This window comes from Streptomyces sp. NBC_00996 (genome assembly GCF_045162675.1).
GTDB lineage: Bacteria > Actinomycetota > Actinomycetes > Streptomycetales > Streptomycetaceae > Streptomyces.
In genome coordinates this window covers 638,787-654,453 of sequence record NZ_CP108723.1, presented here as the reverse complement: position 1 = coordinate 654,453, position 15,667 = coordinate 638,787, and the positions used below count along the sequence as shown (strand labels likewise).

12 protein-coding genes and 1 pseudogene are annotated in these 15,667 nt (G+C 69.3%); 8 read left to right on the top strand and 5 right to left on the bottom strand.

The genetic code is table 11. The features are described from left to right. The first annotated feature begins 19 nt into the window (after positions 1 to 19). The 4 genes from OG390_RS03360 (at position 20) to OG390_RS03345 (ending at position 5,269) form a co-directional block, all read left to right on the top strand. The gene (locus OG390_RS03360) at positions 20 to 1,267 is read left to right on the top strand and encodes an ABC transporter substrate-binding protein (RefSeq protein ID WP_406164908.1); all 1,248 of its coding nucleotides are present in this window, start codon (positions 20 to 22) and stop codon (positions 1,265 to 1,267) included. Between the two features lie 76 nt (positions 1,268 to 1,343). After that, a complete protein-coding gene (locus tag OG390_RS03355) occupies positions 1,344 to 2,210 on the top strand; it encodes a branched-chain amino acid ABC transporter permease (RefSeq protein WP_406164907.1) in 867 nt (288 codons plus the stop codon). Further along, positions 2,207 to 3,238, top strand: a complete 1,032-nt coding sequence (locus tag OG390_RS03350) for a branched-chain amino acid ABC transporter permease (RefSeq protein ID WP_406164906.1) — start codon at positions 2,207 to 2,209, stop codon at positions 3,236 to 3,238. The genes OG390_RS03355 and OG390_RS03350 overlap by 4 nt, the downstream gene beginning before the upstream one ends. A 72-nt stretch (positions 3,239 to 3,310) precedes the next feature. Next, on the top strand, positions 3,311 to 5,269 hold the full coding sequence (locus OG390_RS03345) for a helix-turn-helix domain-containing protein (RefSeq protein WP_406164905.1): 1,959 nt from the start codon (positions 3,311 to 3,313) through the stop codon (positions 5,267 to 5,269). An 827-nt stretch (positions 5,270 to 6,096) separates the two neighbouring features. Here the strand turns inward: OG390_RS03345 and OG390_RS03340 are convergent. Then, positions 6,097 to 7,575 (bottom strand): glutamate--cysteine ligase, encoded by a 1,479-nt coding sequence (locus tag OG390_RS03340; RefSeq protein ID WP_406164904.1) that lies wholly within the window; start codon positions 7,573 to 7,575, stop codon positions 6,097 to 6,099. A 329-nt stretch (positions 7,576 to 7,904) separates the two neighbouring features. On the opposite strand from OG390_RS03340, the gene OG390_RS03335 reads away from it, so the two are divergent. The 3 genes and pseudogenes from OG390_RS03335 to OG390_RS03325 all read left to right on the top strand — a co-directional run bounded on the left by OG390_RS03335 (position 7,905) and on the right by OG390_RS03325 (position 9,764). Further along, entirely contained in the window at positions 7,905 to 8,729 is an 825-nt protein-coding gene (locus tag OG390_RS03335) for a hypothetical protein (RefSeq protein ID WP_406164903.1), read from the top strand. 67 nt (positions 8,730 to 8,796) lie between these two features. Continuing rightward, positions 8,797 to 9,365, top strand: a pseudogene (locus OG390_RS03330) (ATP-binding protein); the annotation flags it as partial. A gap of 153 nt (positions 9,366 to 9,518) precedes the next feature. Then, positions 9,519 to 9,764 (top strand): hypothetical protein, encoded by a 246-nt coding sequence (locus tag OG390_RS03325; RefSeq protein WP_406164902.1) that lies wholly within the window; start codon positions 9,519 to 9,521, stop codon positions 9,762 to 9,764. A gap of 93 nt (positions 9,765 to 9,857) precedes the next feature. Here the strand turns inward: OG390_RS03325 and OG390_RS03320 are convergent, their stop codons facing one another. The 4 genes from OG390_RS03320 to OG390_RS03305 form a co-directional block, all read right to left on the bottom strand. Further along, positions 9,858 to 10,073 (bottom strand): hypothetical protein, encoded by a 216-nt coding sequence (locus OG390_RS03320; protein ID WP_406164901.1) that lies wholly within the window; start codon positions 10,071 to 10,073, stop codon positions 9,858 to 9,860. A gap of 301 nt (positions 10,074 to 10,374) precedes the next feature. Continuing rightward, positions 10,375 to 12,459 (bottom strand): SpoIIE family protein phosphatase, encoded by a 2,085-nt coding sequence (locus OG390_RS03315; protein ID WP_406164900.1) that lies wholly within the window; start codon positions 12,457 to 12,459, stop codon positions 10,375 to 10,377. 252 nt (positions 12,460 to 12,711) lie between these two features. Continuing rightward, a complete protein-coding gene (locus OG390_RS03310) occupies positions 12,712 to 13,452 on the bottom strand; it encodes a class I SAM-dependent DNA methyltransferase (RefSeq protein ID WP_406164899.1) in 741 nt (246 codons plus the stop codon). A 52-nt stretch (positions 13,453 to 13,504) separates the two neighbouring features. Continuing rightward, the gene (locus OG390_RS03305; RefSeq protein WP_406164898.1) at positions 13,505 to 14,368 is read right to left on the bottom strand and encodes a helix-turn-helix transcriptional regulator; all 864 of its coding nucleotides are present in this window, start codon (positions 14,366 to 14,368) and stop codon (positions 13,505 to 13,507) included. A 148-nt stretch (positions 14,369 to 14,516) separates the two neighbouring features. On the opposite strand from OG390_RS03305, the gene OG390_RS03300 reads away from it, so the two are divergent. Beyond that, positions 14,517 to 15,527: an SDR family NAD(P)-dependent oxidoreductase gene (locus tag OG390_RS03300; RefSeq protein WP_406164897.1), complete on the top strand. Its 1,011-nt coding sequence runs from the start codon at positions 14,517 to 14,519 to the stop codon at positions 15,525 to 15,527. Positions 15,528 to 15,667 lie beyond the last annotated feature (140 nt).

Here is a 15,667-nt window from a genome sequence, read left to right as displayed (position 1 = left end):
TATGCACCAGGAGGATGGAATGAAGCACAGGCTGTCGACGGTCGTGGCCTCAGCCGCCGTGGGGGCACTTCTCGCGGGCTGCGGGGGCGGCGGACCGAGCTCGGGCGGCGGGAAGGTCAGCGACGACAAGATCGTGCTCGGTGTGCTGACCGACCTGTCCGGCGTGTACGCGGACATCGCAGGACCCAACTCGGTACAGGCCGTGCAGATGGCCGTCGACGACTTCAAGAAGAAGTACGGCGACAAGGCGGTCACCCAGAACATCGAGGTCATCAAGGCCGACCACCAGAACAAGCCGGAAATCGCCAACACCCAGGCCCGGGAGATGTACGACCGCAAGCAGGCCGACGCGCTCTTCGACGTGCCGACCTCGTCGGCGGCGCTCGCCGTGCAGACCGTCGCGGGCCAGGCCAAGAAGCTGTACTTCAACACCGGGGCCGCGACCACGGAACTCGCGGGCAAGACCTGCAATCCGTACACCTACGAATGGGCCTACGACACCTACATGCTGGCGCACGGCACCGGCGACGCGGTCACCGCACAGGGCGGCAAGAACTGGTACACGATCTACCCGGACTACGCCTTCGGGCAGGACATGCAGAAGAAGTTCGAGACGGCCATCGCGGGTGCGGGCGGCAAGATCGTCGCCAAGGACCCCACGCCCTTCCCCAGCGACAACTACTCCACCTTCCTGCTCAAGGCGCCGCGCCTGAAGCCGAAGCCGGACGTGCTCGGAGCGCTGCAGGCCGGCGGTGACCTGGCCAACGTCGTGAAGCAGTACCAGCAGTTCAAACTGAAGGACAAGGGCATCGAGCTGGCCATCGGCCTGCTCTTCGACAGCGACATCAAGGCCATCGGTGCGGACAAACTGGCCGGCACGATGTTCACCACGGCCTGGTTCTGGAACGTCGACGCCAAGGCGCAGGCCTGGGCCGACCGGTTCAAGGAACGCACAGGACGGCGGCCCACCTTCGTCCAGGCGGCCGACTACTCGGCAGCGACGCACTACCTCGAAGCCGCGCAGAAAGCGGGCAGCGACAAGGCGGCCGACGTCTCGAAGGAACTGGACGGCACCAAGTTCAGCGACTTCTTCGCCCACAACGCCACCGTCCGTGCCGAGGACCACCGGATCGTCCACGATGCCTACCTGGCCAAGGTCAAGGACCCGGCCAAGGCGAGCGAGCCCGGTGACTACACCGAACCGGTCAAGACCATCCCCGCGGCCGAGGCGTTCGACAAGCCGTCCCCCGACTGCCACCTCAGCTGACCACCAGGGCCCGGTGGCCCGCCCGCCGCACGGCGGAGCCCACGGGCAGGCCACCGGCCGAAGACGGGACCCACCCATGACCTCGTTCCTCCAACAGGCCTTCAACGGGCTGGTCAGCGGCAGCTTCTACGCCCTGCTCGCACTCGGCCTCGCCGTCATCTTCGGCATGCTGCGCGTGGTGAACTTCGCCCACGGCGCGCTCTACATGCTCGGCGCGTTCGGCGCGGTCGCCCTCGCCGACAGCACAGGGCTCGGCTTCTGGTGGGCTCTGCTGCTCGTCCCCCTCGCCCTCGCCGTGACCGGCACTCTCCTCGAACGGCTGCTGATCCGCCGCCTGACGGCCCTCGACCCGCTCTACAACTTCCTGCTCACCTTCGGCATCGCACTGGTCTGCCAGGACCTGCTGCGCATGAAGTACGGCGCACACTCCCAGCCGTACGAGCGTGGTCCCTTCACCGGCTCGATGGACCTGGGCCTGTTCGACTTCCCGCGCTACCAGGTGTTCGTTCTGGCCGTCTCGGTCGCCCTCTGCCTGGCCGTGTGGCTGCTGCTCACCCGCACCCGGATCGGGACCATCGTGCGGGCGGCCACCGAACGCCCCGAACTCACCCGGGCGTTCGGCATCGACACCGGGCGCTGGGTCACGCCGGTCTTCGGCTTCGGCGTCGGGCTCGCGGCCCTGGCCGGGGTGCTCGCCGCACCGATGCGGGCGGTCAACACCGCTATGGGCAGCGACCTGATCATCACGGTGTTCGCCGTCGTCGTCGTCGGCGGACTCGGCTCCGTCTTCGGGTCGGTGCTCGCAGGTTTCACCATCGGCATGCTCCAGGCGCTCGGCAACCTCTACGTCCCCGTCCTTTCGCAGACCTCGGTCTATCTGCTGATGGCCGTCGTGCTGCTGGTCCGGCCCGCCGGACTCTTCGGCAAGGAGGAGCACGCGTGATCCTCACCCTCCTCGACAAGCTGCACGGCCGCCCCGCCCGGATCAGGGGGGGCCTGCTCGCCGCCGGGCTGCTCATCGCCTTCGGCCTGCCCTGGAGCCTGTACCCGCCGGTCGCCACGGACATCCTGTGCTGGGGGCTGTTCGCCGTCGCCTTCGATCTGCTGCTCGGTCACGGAGGGCTGCTGTCCTTCGGCCATGCGGCGTTCTGGGGCAGCTCGGCGTATGTCACCGGACTGATCGCCCTGCACAGCGGATTGCCGTTCTATGTGGCCGTCCTGGGTGGTGCCGGGGCCGCCGCGCTGCTCGCCCTGCCCATCGGGTTTCTCGCGGTCCGGCGCAGCGGCATCTACTTCGCCATGGTCACCCTGGCCTTCGCGCAGATGGTGTACTTCATCGCCAACCAGTGGGGCGATGTCACGGGCGGTGAGAACGGCCTGCAGGGAATCCCCCGCGACCTGCCGGGCTTCGATCTGTCGGACTCGTTCGTCTTCTACTACGCGGCCCTGCCGGTGGTTCTGCTCGGCCTCGCCGCGGCCTGGCGCATCGCCCACTCCCCGTTCGGCCGGGTGATCGTCGCCGTGCGCGACAATCCCGCCCGTGCCCGTGCCCTGGGCTATCCCGCCGACCGCTACAAGCTCGTCGTCTTCACCGTCTCCGCGTTTCTGTCCGGCCTCGCGGGCGGACTGTACGCGGTCAATCACGGGTTCGCCTCACTGCAGGAGGTGTACTGGACGACGTCCGGCAAGGTGGTCGTGATGACGGTCCTGGGCGGCATGGGCACGCTGTGGGGCAGCCTGCTGGGAGCCGGCGCCATCGTCCGTCTGGAGGACTGGCTGTCCACCTCAGGCTTCGAGGAGACCGGCCTGGTCACCGGCGGCGTCTTCATCGTTGTCGTCCTGCTCTTCCGCCGAGGAGTGTGGGGCACGGTGGCGCACGTGCTTCGCCCCCGTTCCGGGTCCCCGACACCCGACCCGGAACCACACCCGGAGCACGACCACGACGACTCGTCGCAGCCGGTGTCGCCGTAGATCTGTGCAGACCAGGCAGGGACGGCGAACATCGCAGGCGGGAACGCGTACCGGAACACCCAGGAGGCATCCGTGCACTCGACGACCGCACACAGTCGGGCCGATGTGGAGCCTGCGGCGCGGCTGCTGCGCCTGCTGCGCGACGACGCCACGCAGAGCGAGTACGAAGCCGTCCTCGAGCGATGCCCCGAGCAGGACCGGGCCTGGCTGGCCCCGCTGGTCGACGACGCCCTGCAGGTACGCGCGCGTCTGGAGGAGCGCCGGCGCCGGGAGGCGGAGCTCGGTGCGCTCTACGAGACGGCGGGCGACCTGTCCTCGCTGCGTGATCTGGAGGCCGTGCTCCAGGCCATCGTTCGCCGGGCTCATGGCCTGCTCGGCACTGACGTGGCATATCTGATGCTCAACGACAGTCAACGCGGCGACACCTACATGCGGGTCACCGACGGAATCCGCACGGACGGGTTCAAACAGGCCCGGCTGGCCATGGGCGCAGGCCTGGGCGGGCTCGTGGCCAAGACGGCGGTTCCCTACAACACCCCCGACTACTTCGCCGACCTGCGCTTCGAGCACAGTATCGACGACGTCGTGCGCGGCGAGGGGCTGATCTCGATCCAGGGAGTGCCCCTCAAACTCGGCGAGAACGTCATCGGTGTCCTGTTCGCCGCCAACCGCCGGGTCCGCCCCTTCTCCGACCACGAAGTGGCCCTGCTGGTCTCGCTCGCCAACCACGCTGCCATCGCCATCGAGAACGCCACCCTCTTCCAGGACGTCCGCAGAGCCGTCGACGAGCTCACCGAGGCCAACGGCGTCATCCGCGCCCACAGCGAATCGATCGAGCGTGCCGCCGCCCTGCACGAGCGGCTCACCACCATTGTTCTCGACGGCGGCGGGATGGCCGACGTGGCGCAGACCCTCGCCGAAGTCCTCGGCGGCAGCATCCTCGTCCTGGACCCTCGCGGCCGCACCATGGCCGCCGCCGGCGACGACCCGTTGGTCGAACAGGCCCGCAGGGAAGGCACGCTCCCGGATCCGTGCCCGGCCGCCCATGCCGTCCGTGACGCCCGGGTGCTGAGCACGGACGCCCGCCGCACCCGCCGTATCCCGGCCGGCGCCGACGGGTCCGCCGCCTGCGCCACCCCCATCGTCGCCGGCAGTGAACTCCTGGGCGTACTGCTGCTCGTCCGCGACCACCTGGACGCCTCAGGTGTGCGTTCCCTGGAGCGCGCCGCGCTCGTCACGGCGCTGATGCTGCTCAGCGAACGCACCGTCGCCGAGGCCGAGCACCGGCTGCGTGGCGAGATCCTCGAGGACCTCCTCGGCTCCCCGCATCGGAACCGGGAAGGCCTGCGGCGCCGGGCCACCCTGGTCGGTCTCGACCTCCAGCGCCCGCACACGGTCTTCGCCGCCCGCTGCCGCGACAGCACCCATCGGCGACGCATCGCGGATGCCGCCGCCTCGTACGCCGCCCATGCCCGGGGTCTCGCGGGCGAATACCGGGGCGACACCGTCGTCCTCCTGCCGCAGGACCCCGACCCGGACGAGGCCGCCGGTAACCTGGCCGAACACTTGTCACGGGCCGTGGACAGCCCGGTCACGGTCGGCGCCGCGACGGCTGCGCCGGGCGTCGACGCCATCGTGGAAGCACACCACGACGCGGCTCGCTGCCTGGATGTCCTGCTCGCGCTCGACCGCGACGGAGAAGGCGCCTCTCCCAGCCAACTCGGTGTCTACGGACTGCTGTTCCATCAGACGGGCCGCGACGAGCTGCACCGCTTCGTGCGCCGCACCATCGGCCCTGTCCTCGACTACGACACCGCACGGGGCGGCGAGCTCGCCCGCACGCTGCTCACCTACTTCGCCTGCGACACCGGCCTGGGCCGCACAGCTGCCGAGCTCTACATCCACGTCAACACCCTTTACCAGCGGATCGATCGCGTCACCTCGCTGCTCGGCTCGCACTGGCGCCACGGCGACCAGGCGCTGCAGATCCACCTCGCCCTCAAGATCCATACGGTGCTGTCCGCCGCGTGATCAGCGGTCGGCGCGCACCTTGTCGCACGGATGGGTCTTGGGCACAGCGACGCAGGAGGCCGTCATCCCGAGGAACTGGCCCTTGCCGTACGGGTGGTACTCAGCAAGTGAGATGCCCTAAAGGACCTTGAGCAGTCGTTCGGCCAGGACGCCTGCCGAGGCGGGGTTCTGTCCGGTGAACAGGTTGCGGTCAACGACCGTGTAGGGCTTCCACATCTCGCCCTTGGTGAATCGACGCCCAAGTCGATGAGCTCGTCCTCCAACAGCCAGCTGGCCTTCGGTGCGAGGCCGACCGCGTTCTCTTCCTCGTTGGTGAACGCAGTGATCCGGTAGCTGGCGAAGGGCGATACACCGTGGATCCTGGTCGCAAGCATCGCGGCCGGGGCGTGGCAGACAATGGCGAGGGGTTTGCCAGAGGCGAGCGCCGCGGTCAGCAACCGGCCGCGTCCGCGTCGACGCGCAGGTCTTCCATGGGGCCGTGGCCGCCCGGGAAGTAGACGGCGTCGTAATCCTCCAGGCGGGCGTTCGCCAATTGAATCGGGCGCCGCATCACCTCTGCAGAGCGGATGATCGCCTCCAGATCGAGGGCGATCCGGGCGTTGCCGGCCCCGAGAACGGCCGATCCGTTCGGCGATCACCGTTGCGGGCATCTCCGACCGCTGCTCGAGCAGTTCGCGGATCCGCGGCTCGACCGCGCCGCCGTCTCTGCAGCCGGCCATGCTCAACGGTTTTGGAACTCAGCGTCAGGCGTCGCCACTTCTCACCGCTGCAATCAATCACCGTCGCGGACGTGAACCCCCGTCAGTGACCCCCGTCAGTGACCTCCGTCAGTCGACCGGCCATGTGTGGACCGGGGCGTTGAGATGCATGTAGTCGATGTACTGCTGCGTCATCCGCCGCAGGGCCTCGTGACGGCCGACATGGGTGGTGGCGTCGATGTGGTGGAACATCTCCTTCTGCCAGACCGCTCCGTTGCGTCCGGCGACGCATCGCTGCTCGATGATGCCGAGCAGCGGCTCCCGCCAGGCTTCGTCCATGCCGGAGTGCTGCAGCCCCCGATGCGCCAGGGGCAGCAGACGGCGCAGGACGAGTTCGGGCACGGGCACCTCGCCCATCCCTGGCCAGTACAGCCGCGCATCGATGCCGTGCCGCGCTGCCGTGTGCAGGTTGTCCTCGGCGGCCGAGAAGGACATCCGTGACCACACGGGCCGGTCCTCCTCCACCAGGGCTCGGGTGAGCCCGTAGTAGAAGGCGCCGTTGGCGAGGGTGTCGGCGACGGTCGGGCCGGCGGGCAGCACACGGTTTTCCACCCGTAGGTGAGCTCTGTCATGGGCGACGGCGTAGACCGGGCGGTTCCAGCGGTAGATGGTGCCGTTGTGCAGGGTGAGCTCCGCCAGTTCGGGGATGTCGCCGTGGTCGAGTGTCTCCGCGGGATCCTGCTTGTCGCACAGGGGCAGTAGCGCCGGGAAGTAGCGCAGGTTCTCCTCGAAGAGGTCGAAGACGCTGGTGATCCACCGCTCTCCGAACCACACTCTGGGCCGCACCCCCTGCACCTTGATCTCCTGTGGGCGGGTGTCGGTCGCCTGCTCGAACAGCGGGATACGGGTTTCGTGCGACAGTTCCTTGCCGAACAGGAACGGAGAATTGGCCGCCAGCGCGACCTGGACCCCGGCGATCGCCTGCGCGGCGTTCCAGTAGTCGGCGAACTCCTCAGGGGACACCTGAAGGTGGAACTGGGTGCTGGTGCACGCGGCTTCGGGGGTGATCGTGTCCGCGTAGGTCCGCAGTCGGTCGACGCCGTCCACCTCGATAAGGAGGTCTTCGCCCCGAGCTGCGAAGACCTGCTCGTTGATCAGGTGATAGCGCGCGTTCTCCGACAGCGCCGTCTCGCCGACGTCCTCCTCCCGCAGGGTGGGCAGGATTCCGATCATGATCAGTCGTGCGTCGACCGACCTGGCGCGTTGCTCCGCGTGATTCAGTGCGGCGCGTATCTCGGACTCCCAGGCGTCGGGGCCGCCCGCTGTCAGACGCCGCGGCGGAATGTTGATCTCGAGGTTGAACCGGCCCAGCTCGGTGGACCAGGCCGGGTCCGCGATCGCCTCGAGCACATCGCTGTTGCACATCGTGGGCTCTGCCTCGCCGTCGACCAGGTTCAGCTCGATCTCCAGCCCCACCTGGGGCCGTTCGGATTCGAACCGTGACTCCCGCAGCATCTGCGCGAAGGCGTCGAGGCACTCCTGCATCTTGATCCGGTACCGGCGGCGGTCCTCGCGGGTGAAGACCAGCGCCGGGACGTCCCGTCCCATCGGCCCTCCCGGGTTTCCCTCCTCGGACACCTCTCCACCCCAGCGTCGCACCGCCGGGCGACCCTGACCACGCGGGACGGGATCGCTGCACGGGCTGATCGCCACGAGTCGGCCGACGGGACCCGAGAACCGGCCGTCGCACCAGGTTCGGGCCGTCGCCGAAACGACCGCTGGGTTCGACTGGGACATAAATGTGTCGGCGGGCTGCTCGGGCACCCCGGCGTGAACGATGGGATGCGCCAGGCAGGGCCGGCCCGTTCCTCAGGCGGGGTTCCAGCCGAGGACCGCGCGGGAATCCACGAGCGCGTGCACGGCGTAACGTCGTAGCTGTGGACTTCACCGCGGACAGTCTTATGTCTCGTGCCGCGCATGAGCTCAGCCTGAAGGCGGGCCCGCTGACCCAGGAGGTGGAGCGGTGGCTGCGGCGTGACCTTCCCGAGCTGTGGGAAGACCCGGACGTCATGGCGTCTCAGAACATCGCCGAGCACGTTGCCGCCGTGCTCTTCGCCCTTGAGCACGGCATCGAGACGGGCGAGATCGAACCGCCGGTCGCCGACGCGGAGCGTGCGCGTCGGCTGGCTCGGCACGGGAAGCCCGTCAGCGCGATGCTGCGGGCCTTTCGCCTTGGGCAGGCTGTCATCCTCGACAGGCTGCTCCAGGAGTTGCCCCGGCTGACGAACGATCCCGAGCTGATCAGCACGGCGGCGCGCAAGCTGACGGCGATGGGGGCCGAGTACGTGGACCGCACGTCGGAGCGGGGCGTCGTGGCGTTTCAGGAGGAGCGGGACCGCCGTATGCGGTGGCGGCTGTCGGTGGTGAACGAGGCGAGCATGCGCATCGGGACCACCCTGGACATCGCCCGCACTGCCCAGGAGTTGGCGGACCTCACCACCGAGGACTTCGCCGACCTCGTCACCGTCGACCTGCTCGACTCCGCGCTCCACGGACACGACACCCCGGCGGCGGGCCCGTTCGTGCTGAGCCGGACCGCCCAGCGGTCAGCGGCCGAGGGCTCCCCGGAACCGACGATTGCCCCGCAGCAGCTCCACACCTACCCGCGGATCTCCACCGGACCGCGCTCTGAAGACCGGGCAGTCCTCTCGGCACCACCTCGACGCTTCCCACCTCCCGGACGGATCGGCGGCGGTCGCTGATTCCGGCCTCGCCGGCGGTGTCCACCGAATCCACTCCAGGCTCGTGGTACCTCTGCGCGCCGCGACGGAGTTGGACCTGCCCGAAGGCAGCATCCTCGCCCTCTACACCGATGGCCTGCTCGAAGCCCGAGACCACGACATCGAGGCAGGCCTCACCAGGCTGCGCCATGCACTTGCCCAGCCCTCGGCCTCCCTGGAGGCCGTCTGCGACACGGTGCTCGACGCCCTGCTGCCGTCTCGCCCGGACGACGACGCGCTGCTGCTGGCCCGCACCAATGGCCTCGGGGCCCGCCAGGTCGCCAGCTGGAAGCAGATCCCGCCGCCGTCTCCCGAGCTCGGTCGAGCGTCACCCGGCAGCTGACCGCCTGGGGCCTGGAGGAGCTCGACTTCACCACCGAGCTGGTGGTCAGCGAACTGGTCACCAACGCCATCCGCTACGGCCGGCCGCCCATCCGGTTGCGCCTGATCCATGACCGGGCCCTCATGTGCGAGGTTTCCGACGACAGCAGTACCACCCCGCACCTGCGCCGGGCCCGTGTCTTCGACGAGGGAGGTCGCGGTCTGCTCCTGGTGGCCCAACTCGCCGAACGCTGGGGAACGCGCCACGCCCGCCACGGCAGGACGGTCTGGGCCGAGCTGGACGACTCCGCCGGATTGCCGGTACCGGCCTTCATACAGCCCCAGGGCTGTGACTTCAGGCGCAGGGCTGTGACTTCGGAGGTCTCGGTGACGGTACAGCCTCTGCAGTCCCGCCGACCGTAACGTCACACCGATGCCCCGAGGGCTTCCGTGACCGAGCCCATGGCCGATGCCCCCGGGCGACGCAATGCGCGCTCCCACCGGCGCGGCGACGAGCCGATCCAGCCGGGACGCCTCTGCGGCAAGCCGGTCCAGGCTCGGCGTGGTCCGCTCTGCAACGGTCACGACGGACCGGTCGACCTCGCGGATTCCGGCCTGGCCGAACGCGGTCCACCGTCCACCGAATGCCCAGGCCTCGCCCGTCGCGACTGCGGAATCGACAAGGTGTTGCCGTGACCGCGTCACGAGCTCGAGGGGATGTGCGTCGCATGAGATGCACCCTGGCGGCCGGAACGTACAAGGGGAGGCCGCCAGGATGTCGAATGTCACCTATTCGAAGAGCTTCCTGAAGACCCGTGTGGCCGCCTCGCTCTCGGCGGCGGGGGGCGACAGCTCGCTCAGCGTGTCGAGGTCGGTGTCCTCCATCAGCTCCGCTTCCCAGGCGGCGGCGAGCCTTTCCTGCTCCTCGCGTGGCTGCTGCTGGACATGTTCTCGGGCGCGTGGGCTCAGAGCGGCCAGGAATCGTTCGACGGTATCAATGGGCATTCTCTTCTCCTTGATCACGGGAGGTGCCGCTCCTGCGGACACTGTCCAAGCGTGATCGGCACAGACGCTGCGCTGTCGGCGCCGGGCCTGCTTGGCCCCGAACGGACGCAGTCCAGGGGGCGGACGCCTCGTCGGCTGAATCTGCCCCACGACGGGCTGCTGCCGACTGCTCGGGGCGTCAGCTTGGGTGGGTGCTCGATTCGTTGGAGTCGCATGCGGTGAACGGGCATCGTCCCTTCCCGTGGTGGCGGTGTCGTACAGAACGTGGCTCCACGTGTGGCGGGGTGGGCCGCTGTATCGCCTAGAGAGCCCGGGCGACGAGGAGGGCGACATCGTCGTGGTCGTCGGGGTGGCGCAGGCCGTACAGCAGGAGGTCGCAGGTCTCTTCGAGCGGCCGGTGGGGCTCGTCGAGGAAGCTGAGGAGCACGTTCAGGCGGTCGTCGATGGGGTGTTGCCGGGTTTCGACGAGGCCGTCGGTGTAGAGGACCAGCAGGTCGCCAGGACCGAGGTCCTCCGTCGTGGTCTCGAAGGAGATGCCGCCGACGCCGAGCGGGGCTCCGGAGGGCAGGTCGAGCAGTACGGGGGCCTGGCCGGGGCGGGCCAGCGCGGGCGGCATGTGTCCCGCGTTGGCGATGTGACACTGCCTCGTGTGGGGGTCATATACGGCGTAGAGGCAGGTGACGATGTAGTGCTCCAGATCGCAGGTGATTTTGTCCAGGTGCTGGAGCACGGCGTCCGGGGCGAGGTCGAGGTCTGCGTAGGCGCAGGTGGCGGTGCGCAGCCGGCCCATGGTGGCGGCTGCGTCGATGCCGTTGCCCATGACGTCGCCGACGACCAGCGCGGTCCTGTCGTCGGCCAGCGAGATGACGTCGTACCAGTCGCCGCCGACTTCGCTGGTGGACTGGGCGGGCTGGTAGCGGGAGGCGGTTTCCAGGCCGGTGTGGTGCGGCGGGTGGTCGGGCAGCAGGCTGCGCTGGAGAGTCAGGGCAGTGTTGCGCACGCTCTGGAACCAGCGGGCGTTGTCGATGGCCACGGCTGCGCGGCTGGCGAGCTCACTGGCCAGGACGACGTCGTCCTGGTCGAACGGGACCGGGTTGCGGGTGCGTTTGAGGTCAAGGGCGCCCAGCACTTCGCCGTGGGCGATCAACGGCACGACGAGATAGGAGTGGACGCCGGCCCGGGACAGAAGCGCGGTGGCCTCGGGGTCGCGGGCGATGCGTTCTAGATCGTGATCGCCGACGTGGCGTACCAGGACCGGTCGGCCGGTGTGGACGCACAGGGTGACCAGGCGGTCGCCCCCGTAGGCGGCGAGGTCACCGGGAGGGTCGGCGGCTCGCAGGGCCACCGTGGGATGCGCCGCCTTGAGGGCCAGCGCGCGGAAGAGTTCCGGGCCGTTGTCCGGTTTGCGCGAGCGGCGGCAGGCCAGGGCCGAGTCGAGAACGTCGACGGCGACCACATCGGCGAGCTCGGGGGTGGCGATCTCGGCCAGTTCGCGGGCGGTCTGCTCCACCTCCAACGTGGTGCCGACGCGGATGGAGGCGTCGGCGATGAGAGCCAGGCGGCGCCGGGCCCGGTCGGCCTCGATGGCCGCGCGGTGCCGCTCGGTGACGTCGACGACCGAGGTGGCGGCGCCCAGGACACGCCCGCCGGGGTCCTCCAGCCGGTAGAAGGAGAGGGACCAGGCGTGGTCGTGCTCGTGGTCATGGTCATGGTCATGGTCGGCCGGGGGGCGGCCCACGTGGTATTGGTCGAGCAGGGGGGTTCCGGTGGTGAGCACCTGACGCAGGGCCGACTCGATGGTGTCGACGTCGGGGAAGGGCAGGGTGTCCCTGAGGTGGCGGCCGATGTGGTCTTCGGCGGGTATGCCGTCGATGCGCTCGAGCGCGGGGTTGACCAGAAGATAGCGCAGGTCGGGATCCATGAGGGCCAAGCCGATCGGGGACTGGTTGATCAGCCGCTCGCACAGAGCCAGATCGGTTTCGACGCGCTGGAGCAGGGTGTGGTCGGCGGCGATGCCGAGGGCGTACACATCCCCGAGATCGTCCAGCAGCCGCATGTTGCGGAACTCCATCAGGCGGGTGCTGCCGTCCTTGTGCCGGATGGGGAAGGCGCCGGCCCAGCTCCGGCCGGTCTCCAGGACCTCCGCGAACAGACTTTGGACAGCCTTCAGATGCTCCGGGTGGATGAACAGTCGCGCTGCGTACTTGCCCAGGGCCTCTTCCGCGGTGTAGCCGAAGAGCTCCTCGGCCTGAGGGGTCCAGAACACAATGCGCCCGCCGGCGTCCAGGACCACGGCAGCCACGCTCAGCACATCCAGCAGCCCGATCGGCCGGGACGGGTCGGCGCCCGGCTCGTCCCCGCTGAACTGGAAGGATTCGGCTGTCATCGCAGATCCTCCTCCACCAGGGCAGGACATGCCGACCTCTGCAGGCAACGCCGCACGCCTGGGTTCTGAATGCCCGTGCTTCCATGCTGCCTCCGGCCCCTCACATTGCCCAGCGGCAGCACATTGGCATGTCCAAGGCGAGATAAGCGGGCACCATGCTTCCCATGGGAAACCCCCTGCCCAACCCTGCCCCTGACGCGCCGCTGAACCACTACGGGGGAGCCGTGGGCGCGTCAACGGCCCCCGCAGTGGTCAGTCAGCGGGCTTCTCCCAGATGGAGACATGCCGGGGGCTCTCGCTCGTGAAGGCTTCCCGTGTCCATCCCGCCCACCGCCCGCGCAGCCGCAGCCCGGCGAGCTGGGCCATCAGGTCGAGTTCCGACGGCCACACATACCGGAAGGGGATCGATCGGTAGGTGCCACGACCGTCGACGACCTCGACGTAGTTCGAACTCGTCGCCTGAGTCGCGACGTCGTAGATGTCGAATGCCCACCGCGTCGGACTTACCTGGAAGGGCACGACGTTCTGCCCGGCGGGAAGCTTCCTCAACTCGGGGACCATGACCTCGATGACGAAGGAGCCTCCGGGTTCCAGGTGCGCCGCGACGTTGCGGAAACAGGCCACCTGCGCTTCCTGCGTCGTCAGATTCATGATCGTGTTGAAGAGCAGGCAGGCGACGGAGAACCTTCCGTCCACCCTCGTCGTCGCGAAGTCGCCGATCGTGATGCCGATCGCGTCGCCACCCGGCTTCGCCCGCAGCCGCGTGACCATCGCCCGTGACAGATCCATGCCGTGGACCGGGACTCCGCGACGTGCCAGCGGCAGCGCGATGCGCCCCGTGCCGATGCCAAGCTCAAGGGCGCGCCCACCGCCGGCCAGCCCCGCCAGAACGTCGACCACCGGTTCTACGACGCTCGGAGCGAACATGTCCGCCGACGACTCGTCGTAGGCAGCCGCGACCAGTTCTCCGAAGTAGCCGTCCTCATCGTCCATCGCGTGACCGTACTGGGGAAGCCCGTTGCCGCGCGCGCGAATTGTCGGCCGGTCAGGGGAGCGCGGGGGTGGTACGGCCGCCTGTGACGCGCAGGAGGTCGAGCTTCCCCGCGTCGTCGCTTCCGGCCGCCGTCGTGTAGGTGACCATGCGCAGGTCCGCGCCCGGAACGATGAGGACGTCACAGTCGAGCAGGATTTCCCCGATCTCCGGATGCCGGATCGTCTTGCGATCCGCCACGTGCTGGGCCTCCGTCGCCGTGAGCCAGAGCTGAGCGAAGGCGTCGGATACCTCTCGCAGGTTCTGCACCAGGCGGCCGAGCCGGGCGTCCGCGGGATAGCGGGACACGGCGTCTTTGAGGTCGGCGACGATCGACGCCGCGAAGGCGTCCTCTCCGCGCTCGGACCAGAAGGGACGCATCGCGGCGTGGGCGGCGCCGTTGCCGAACACGGCGCGCGCGAGGTTCCGCTCGGTGGCCGGGAGCGCGGAGGGGTCGCCGTGCAGGGCGCTCCACATGGTGTTCCACCACACGAGGGTCCAGTCGGCGGTGAACAGCCCGATCGGGACGTCGCCCAGGCGTGCGGCGAGCCGTTGGACGCCTGGGGGTACGTGGGTGCTGATCGTCCCGTCCTGCGGCGGCAGGAGCCCGACGCTCCGGTACAGCCGGTCGCGCTCGGCGCGCGAGAGCTGAAGGGCCCGGGCAAGGGCGCTGACGACCTGGGCCGAGGGATTCGTCGCGCGTCCTTGCTCCAGCCGCAAAACGTAGTCGACGGAGAGCCCGGCCAGCTGCGCGAGCTCCTCGCGGCGCAATCCCGGGGCACGCCGGCCGTCCGTCACGGTGATGCCGGCGTCGGCCGGGGAGAGGCGGTCGCGCCAGGCGTGCAGGAGTGCGCCGAAACCGGAGCGGGAGGCAGCCATGGCCCTATTCTCGCCGCTCGGCGCCGAAGGAGCCTGGGTACTGCTGGTCCTAGTGACGAGGGCGGCACTGGTAGGGCGTGGAGCGAGCGGCGAATGTGTTGCTGCGTCCAGCCGGGCGCCCAACGGCTGACCTGTGAAGGGGATTTCCATGCAGTCCACCATCGTGATGACGGGCGCGAGCCGCGGGATCGGCCGGGCCGCCGCGGAGCGCATTCTGCGCGCCGCGCCGGACGTGCATCTCCTTGCCGTCGCCCGCGGATCCTCCGGCGCACGGCTGGTCGCGGAACTCGGATCGGGCGGATACGCGGTCTCGCACGTCGAGGCGGACCTGGGCTCGCTGGAGAGTGTCCGCTCGGCTGCCGCCGAGATCCGGGACCGGCTCGACCGCGGTGAACTGCCGCCGCTGCGCGGCTTCGTGGGCAACGCGGGCATGCAGTACACGAACGCGCTGACCGAGGGACCCGAGAGGTTCGAGTGCACCTTCGCGATCAACGTGCTCGCCAACCACCTGTTCGTCCGGCTGCTCCAGGATCGCTTCGCCGCTCCCGCCCGGATCGTCATCACCGCCAGTGACACCCACTTCGGCGACTTCAGGCACAACCTGGGCATGGTGCCCGGCCCTGCCTGGCAGTCCCCGGACGTCCTCGCCCGCACGGGTGCCTTCCGCAAGCCAAGAACCACGGTCGCCGGCCGCACCGCCTACTCCACGAGCAAGCTGGCCGCCATCTACCTTGTGCACGAGTACGCGCGCCGCCTGCCGGCCGGGATCGACGCCGTCGCCTTCAACCCGGGCTTCGTCCCCGGCACCGATCTCGCCCGGAACGCCGGCCCCGCCTCCCGGTTCGCGGTGCGCCGGATCCTTCCGCTGATGACCCTCACGCCGTTCGCGACCAGCCGCAGGGCCGCGGGTCGCTGTCTCGCCGACGTCGTCCTCGGCGCGACCGAGGCACCGACCGGGGCATACGTCGACCGTGGCCGCGTGGCCCGGTCGTCCGACGAGTCCTACGCCCCGCAGCGCGAACGCGAACTCTGGGACGCCGCCGAACGACTTACCTCGCCGCACGCTTCCGGCAGTGGACGTGCGGGGCAGGCGGGACCGCCCTGGACACAGACATCAACGCGACGGACAACGACGCCAAGGCCGCCGCGCCGGCGGTGACAGCCCGTGGAGCGCAGCCAAGTCGGCGCTTCGTCCCCGCGCAGCGCGATGAAGCAGGCCCCGCGAAGCCGCACCCCACAACGATGCGGCACGCGGGAACCCCTCTCGTCGAGGGAGCGAGGGTGTCAAGGTGACTGATC